8 protein-coding genes are annotated in these 6289 nt (G+C 72.5%); 3 read left to right on the top strand and 5 right to left on the bottom strand.

All coding sequences use genetic code 11. The features are described 5' to 3' along the window. Window positions 1-380 precede the first annotated feature (380 nt). Window positions 381-1397: an SMP-30/gluconolactonase/LRE family protein gene (locus ABZ749_RS26650; RefSeq protein ID WP_357232635.1), complete on the bottom strand. Its 1017-nt coding sequence runs from the start codon at window positions 1395-1397 to the stop codon at window positions 381-383. Window positions 1398-1580: 183 nt separating this feature from the next. Between ABZ749_RS26650 and ABZ749_RS26645 the strand changes: the two genes are divergently transcribed. Beyond that, window positions 1581-1967: an STAS domain-containing protein gene (locus ABZ749_RS26645; protein WP_357206061.1), complete on the top strand. Its 387-nt coding sequence runs from the start codon at window positions 1581-1583 to the stop codon at window positions 1965-1967. Window positions 1968-2046: 79 nt separating this feature from the next. Here ABZ749_RS26645 and ABZ749_RS26640 read toward each other — a convergent pair whose 3' ends face one another. Next, window positions 2047-2439 carry an FKBP-type peptidyl-prolyl cis-trans isomerase gene (locus ABZ749_RS26640; protein ID WP_238685740.1) on the bottom strand — a complete coding sequence of 131 codons (393 nt, stop codon included), beginning with the start codon at window positions 2437-2439 and terminating at the stop codon, window positions 2047-2049. A gap of 216 nt (window positions 2440-2655) precedes the next feature. Further along, a complete protein-coding gene (locus ABZ749_RS26635; protein WP_357232633.1) occupies window positions 2656-3213 on the bottom strand; it encodes a hypothetical protein in 558 nt (185 codons plus the stop codon). A gap of 189 nt (window positions 3214-3402) precedes the next feature. Between ABZ749_RS26635 and ABZ749_RS26630 the strand changes: the two genes are divergently transcribed. Continuing rightward, window positions 3403-4092: a CBS domain-containing protein gene (locus tag ABZ749_RS26630; RefSeq protein WP_357232630.1), complete on the top strand. Its 690-nt coding sequence runs from the start codon at window positions 3403-3405 to the stop codon at window positions 4090-4092. Between the two features lie 171 nt (window positions 4093-4263). Beyond that, a complete protein-coding gene (locus ABZ749_RS26625; protein WP_357232627.1) occupies window positions 4264-5205 on the top strand; it encodes a TerC/Alx family metal homeostasis membrane protein in 942 nt (313 codons plus the stop codon). A gap of 82 nt (window positions 5206-5287) precedes the next feature. Here the strand turns inward: ABZ749_RS26625 and ABZ749_RS26620 are convergent, their stop codons facing one another. Both ABZ749_RS26620 and ABZ749_RS26615 read right to left on the bottom strand, forming a co-directional pair. Then, the gene (locus ABZ749_RS26620) at window positions 5288-6013 is read right to left on the bottom strand and encodes a helical backbone metal receptor (protein ID WP_357232624.1); all 726 of its coding nucleotides are present in this window, start codon (window positions 6011-6013) and stop codon (window positions 5288-5290) included. 57 nt (window positions 6014-6070) lie between these two features. Further along, complete coding sequence (locus ABZ749_RS26615; protein ID WP_357232620.1) at window positions 6071-6208, bottom strand: hypothetical protein; 138 nt, start codon at window positions 6206-6208, stop codon at window positions 6071-6073. Window positions 6209-6289 lie beyond the last annotated feature (81 nt).

Raw genomic sequence — 6289 nt, 5'->3', positions numbered from 1 at the left:
GTCGATCGAGTCGTGCCCGACGACCTCCAGCATCCGACGCTCATCGTCGGGGCCGGGACCGATGTGACGGGTGGCGAACTGCTCTACGGTCATCATCCGGGCGCGGTGGCCGGCGGATCGCCCGCACCGGCGCCCTCCGTCAGCGGCCGCTGAGCGGAAGAACGGGGCCGGCCCGCACGACGGCGGGTGTCCCGTCGCCCGTAAGCCGGGCGACGGGACACCCACCGCGCCGATCTTGCACTTACTGCGCCGACACAGTGGGACATTTCACGCATCCCGGCGACAGGAAACGCAAGATCGGCGCGGTGGTGCGTGGGGGGCGTGGGGGCGTGGGGGCGTGGGGGCGTGGGTCAGGGGGGCAGGGGGTCAGGGGTCAGGGGTCAGGTCAGGGGTACGCGGGCTACTCCGGGACCGGTCAGGCTGCCCAGCCAGAGGTGGTCGCCGTGCTGGCGTACCCCGGTGATCATTGAGTAGTGCCCGTTCGGACCGTGCAGCGTCCGGCGGACCGTTCCCGCGTCGTCGACCAGCGCGACCAGCCCGTAGCGGCGTGGCTGCGGCTGCATCGCGTCGGGCAGCAGGGCGGCGATCTGGCGCAGACGCGGATGGGGCAGCAGCCGTTCGGCGATCGGCACCCGGGGGCTGGGCAGTGCGATCCAGTACGTCCCATCACCCACCGAGGCGAGATTGTCCGGGTACGCGGGCAGGTCGGCGAGGACCCGCACACCGCCGCCGAGCTCGACCCGCAGCAGGCGGTGGGTGCTGGTCTCCACCAGCATCAGCGCCGACTCGTCCGGGGTCAGCGCGATCCCGTTGGGAAAGTACAGCCCGTCGGTCACCACCTCGGTCCGGCCGCTGCCCGGATGGTGGGCCAGCACCCGCCCGTTGGGACGGTGCTCCAGCAGGTCCCGCTTCCAGTGCGAGACCGGAAACCGGTCGGAGCTGTCGGTGAAGTAGATGGTGCCGTCACGGCCCACCGTCGCGTTGTTGGCCAGGTGCACCGAGGGTGCCGTTCCGGTCAGTTCGCGTACCCCGCCGTCCGGGGTGACCCGCAGCAACCCGCGGTACGCGTCGCAGACCACCAGGGCCTCACCGGACGGGTCCAGCTCGATGCCGAGCGGACGGCCCCCGGTCTCGGCCAGCAGGTGGGGTGTGGTGCCGGCCCGCGCGTCGACCGGCCACCACCAGAGCCGACCGTCCTCGTCGCCACTGATCACCCGCCCGGCGCCGTCGACCAGCACGTCCTCGGGGCCGACGGCGCCCGCGGGGAGGGGGAGCAAGTCGGCCTCGTCCAGCCGGCGGTCGATGGGGGCCCATGCCCCGGCCAGCGCCGGAGGGCTGGTCGCCGGCTCGCGGACGGGGCGGATCAGCCGGGGCGGCCGGGGCCGGGGGATCAGCATCGACCTATTCTCCACCCGGATGCCGGCCGGCCCCCGGGTTCCGAGCCCGCGCGGCGCGCCGCGAGAGGCCCCTGACTCCACCCCGAGGAGGAGGTGGGGTACCTCGGGGTATGCCCCTGGGCGTACCCGGAATCACTCCGTGGAGGGGCGAAAGTGTCGGTGGTGGGGGCTAGATTTCTGGGCATGGAAGAGCACAGCGACCGGCTGGACGTGCAGGTCAGCGTGGGTGACCAGATGGTCCTCGTGCGGGTGGCCGGCGAGATCGACATCGCCACCGTGGCCGCGTTCCGGTCCGCGCTGTGGTCCGCGCCGCCCCGCCCGGTCCTTCAACTGGACCTGTCCGGGCTGCGGCTGCTCTCCGCCACCGGCGTTCGCACGCTGCTCGCGGCGCATCTGCGCGTGCGGGCCTGCGGTGGCGAGCTGGTCCTGGTCGACCCGAGCCCGGTGGTGGCGCGGGTGCTGCGCGTCAGCGGGCTGCACCGCGTGATGCCGATTTTGGAGCTGACCTCGCCGATCGAGGCCGCGCGTCGCCCGGTGATCGCCACCACGGACCTGCAACTGGCCGCCTGATCTCGATCGACGAGGTTGGCCGTCACCGTCTCAGCCGGGCCGGGGGCCGCCGGCGCGTGCCGGCGACCCCGACAATCGGTCAGCTCACGCCGAGCAGGTCGACGACGAAGACCAGCGTCTCGCCCGGCTTGATGACGCCGCCGGCACCCCGGTCGCCGTACCCCAGGTGCGGCGGAATGGTCAGGCGGCGGCGACCGCCCACGCGCATGCCGGCGACGCCCTGGTCCCAGCCGGCAATGACCTGACCGCCGCCGAGCGGAAAGTCGAACGCCTCGCCCCGGTTCCAGGACGAGTCGAACTCGCCGCCCGTGGAGTGCGACACGCCGACGTAGTGCACGCTGACCAGTTGGCCCGGCTCGGCCTGCGGGCCGTCGCCAACGGTGATGTCCTCGATCACGAGGTCGGCCGGCGGTGCACCCTCGATCGGACCAACCTCGGGCTTGCCCGACTGGGCGCCTGCTGCCTGGGTCATGCGGGGATCTCCTGCCGTGTTGGGTGATGTGTCCGGTCACCGTCGATCCTGCCGGATCACCCCTCACCGATGTGCGGCGGACCCGCAACCTGCTCCGCAGCCCCGTCCGTCGGTCGAGCACCGGAGTCCCGGTGGCGCTGCGGGCCCGGCCGGTGGAACGACGCCGTGGCGGGCGTCACCGATGCTGGTGACGCCCGCCCAGGGGGTGTGTGGAGTTCATCGCAGCCAAGGTGTCCGCTGGACGATCGGCAGGGTCGCCCACACCCGGCCCAGGCCCCAGGTGTCGCCGGCGTTGACCAGCGCCAGGACCGCCAGCACCGCCGCGTAGATCAGGTGGTCGTCCATGAAGGGGTTGTTCTCCGGGGGCAGGACGGCGGTCCACATCATGACGAGCAGCAGCCCACCGGCCGCGGCGGCGACCCGCATGCCGATGCCGAGCAGCAGCGCGACACCGATCCCGGCCAGGCCGATCATGAAGAGCCAGTCCGCCCAGGCGGCGCCGGCGATCCCGGTGTAGAGATCCTTGAACGGGCCGGTCACGCCGAAGGTCAGGAATCCCTTGGTGGGGCTACCCCCGTTGATCCAGGCGTTCTTCGACTCGGTGGCCATCCCGAGGCCGAACACCTTGTCGATGAAGGCCCAGAGGAAGATCCAGCCCAGTGCCAGCCGGGTGCCGGCCAGGATGTACCGGACGGCCCGCTCGTGAGCGGTACCGGTCTTCGCAGCGGTGTTCTCGGCGGTGACTCGCTCGGTCGTCGCGATCATGGTCTCCACGTCCCTTCTCAGCTTCGCACCGCGCTTCCCGGTGGCATCTCCAGTGGACGCTCACGGCGTCCCCGGCGGCAGGGCCGACAGACCGCAACCGCTCGGGACGTTCGACCCCTCCGGGTCCGGTCCGGCGGCCCTGACGACAGTCGACTCTCGGTCGTAGCGTCCGAGGTGGACCACGAGAGGGAGGCCGTGATGAGGACCTGGCAGGTGGGTGACGTGATGACCCGGGAGGTCGAGACCGTGGTGGCCGAGACCCCGTACCGGGAGATCGTCGATGTGCTGTTGCGCCGCGGGGTCAGCGCGGTGCCGGTGATCGACGATTTCCGCCGAGTGCTGGGGGTGGTGTCCGAGGCCGATCTGCTGCACCGGATCGAACGCGCCGGTGAGCCGGCGCTGCGACGGGTCTTCGAGAGCCGCCGTCGGCGTGGCGCGCGGAGCAAGGGTGCGGCCCTGCTGGCCGGCGACCTGATGACCGCGCCGGCGGTCACCACCGATCCGGAGGCGCCGCTGTCCGCCGCTGCCCGCGTGATGGACCGCGAGCAGGTCAAGCGGTTGCCCGTGGTGGACGACCTTGGCCGGTTGATCGGCATCGTCGGTCGTGCCGACCTGCTGCGGGTGCACCTGCGGTCGGACGCCGAGATTCGTGAGGACGTGGTGCAGGAGGTGCTTCGCCGGGTGCTCGCCGTGCGGGACGGACTGGTCACGGTCGAGGTCCGCCACGGTGACGTGACGCTTGCCGGTCGGCTGGACCGCCGCTCCGCCGTCGACCTCGCCGGTCGGCTCGCGGCGCAGGTCAGTGGCGTGGTGCGGGTGACAAACGCGATCGCCTACGACGCCGACGACACGGTCACCGACCCCGGCCAGGTGATGCCGGTCGCCTGAGGGCGGCTCCCCGACCGCCCGGAGCCTCAGCCGCCGCCCGCACTGCGTCGTATGGGCCCGACCCGACTTCGTTCGACCGTCCGATGCCGGGTCGGGCGTTCACCTAGGCTCGAAAAGGGCCGGCCGGCCTGGTTGACGGGCGGTGCGCGGTGGTCGGTGCGGAGGGCGTCGGTGGCTGAGGCGACGGTCGCGGTCCCGCTGTGGGCCTGGGCGGCGGTCGGCACGGTGATCGCGGCGCTGCTCGCCGTGGATGTGCTCCTGCACCGGGACAACCACGTCATCGAGCTCCGCGAGGCGTTGCTGTGGAGCGCCGTCTGGATCGGCGCGGGTCTGCTGTTCGGGTTGGTCGTCTGGTGGGGCCTCGGGGGCGACCCGGCCATCGCGTACTTCTCCGGCTACCTGCTGGAGAAGGCGCTCTCGGTGGACAACGTGTTCGTCTTCGCGCTGCTCTTCGGCTACTTCCAGGTGCCGTCGGGCTACCAGCACAAGGTGCTGTTCTGGGGTGTCGTGGGGGCGCTCGTCTTCCGGCTGCTGTTCATCTTCGCCGGTGCCGAGTTGCTGGACCGGCTCACCTGGGCCGGGTTCGCGCTGGGCGCGTTCCTGATCTGGACCGGCTGGCGGCTGGCCGTACGCGGGAAGCCGGACGTCGACCCGGAACGCAACCTCGTGGTCCGGTTGTTCCGGCGGCTGGTGCCCACCGACGCCCGCTACCACGGCAACCGGTTCACCGCCCGGGTAGCCGGCCGACGGGTGGCGACGTTGCTGCTGGTCGCGCTCGTCGCCATCGAGGCCACCGACGTGGTCTTCGCCATCGACTCGGTGGCGGCGATCCTTGCCATCACCACGAACACCTTCCTGGTCTGGACGGCCACCGCGTTCGCCGTACTGGGGCTGCGCAGCCTCTACTTCTGCCTCGCCGGCCTGCTGCGACACTTCGGCTACCTGCGGTACGGGTTGGCGCTGCTACTGGCCTTCGCCGGGCTGAAGCTGATCCTCGCCGAGACGCCGGTGGGCAAGCTGCCGGTCTGGTTGACCCTCGCCGTGGTGCTGCTGACCCTGGCGGTTTCCATCGGCGCCAGCACCCTGGCCGCCCGCCGCCGAACCGACGCCTGAGCCGCCGGGCCGCTGGCTGAGCCGCCGGGCCGCTGGCTGAGCCGCCGGGCGCGGTGCCCGACCGCCCGGTTGGTGGCCGAGGTCAGCCGGCCAGCACCGGCCGGGACAGCTGGTCGGCGAGCAGCGCGGGCGCCTCGGCCAGGGACGGGCCGTACCAGGTGAGGTGCCGCCCGGAGAGCAGAGCGCACGGTACGCCGGGGAACGCCTCGGGCCCGTCGTCGGCGGTGAACCGGTACGGCTCGTCGGGCAGCACCACCAGGTCGGGCTCCCGCTCGCGTAGCTCGCTGAGGGTCGGGCGGGGATAGCGCTCGGGGTGCTCCTCGTAGGTGTTCGACACGCCGAGGCGACGCAGCACGTCACCGGCGAACGTGTCGCCGCCGAGCACCACCCACGGTCGACGCCAGACCGGCACCACAGCGCTGCGGGTCGCCGTCAGCGGGGGTGGAGTGGCCCACGCCCGCCGGGCGGCGCGCAGCCAGTCCGGCTCCGTCGGCGCACCCAGTTCGGTCAGCACGTCGCCCAGCTCCGTCAACGCGCCGGGAACGGTCCGTGGATAGGTGACCCGCACCGGCACGCCGGCCGCCCGTAGCGCCTCCGCGTCGGCCCGGCGGTTCTCCTCGACGTTGAGCAGCACCACGTCCGGCCGCAGCGCGCGCACCCGGTCCAGATCGGGGTACTTGCTGCCACCGACCCGGGGCACGTCGAGCCCGGCCGGGTGGCTGCACCAGTCGGTGGCCCCGACCAGTGCTCCCGGCAGGGTAAGCGCCACCGCCTCGGTCAGGGACGGCACCAGCGACACCACCCGCACCCGCGTACCTCCCGTTCGCCGCCGACACCGATCATGCCCCCTCGGGCCGACGTCGGGTCAGGGGTGGCCGGGCTCGATGCGGGCGGTCACGTCGAGGTGCGCGGGCTGGCAGTCGGTCGTCGCCGCGAACCGGCGGACCGCCGCGCGAACGTGCTCGCGTACGCCGGCGGTCGGCGCGTCGGCGGTGAGGTCCACCCGGATGCACCCGGAGCCGGACCCCGACGGTGGACTCGGAGACGTTCTGGTGGTTGCCCGTGTTGGCGAACCGGGTCAGCG

Origin of the sequence: Micromonospora sp. NPDC047753 (genome assembly GCF_040642735.1) — a bacterium.
Classification (GTDB): Bacteria; Actinomycetota; Actinomycetes; order Mycobacteriales; family Micromonosporaceae; genus Micromonospora.
The sequence above is the reverse complement of the archived record's forward strand: the minus strand, read 5'-3'. Positions and strand labels throughout refer to the sequence as shown.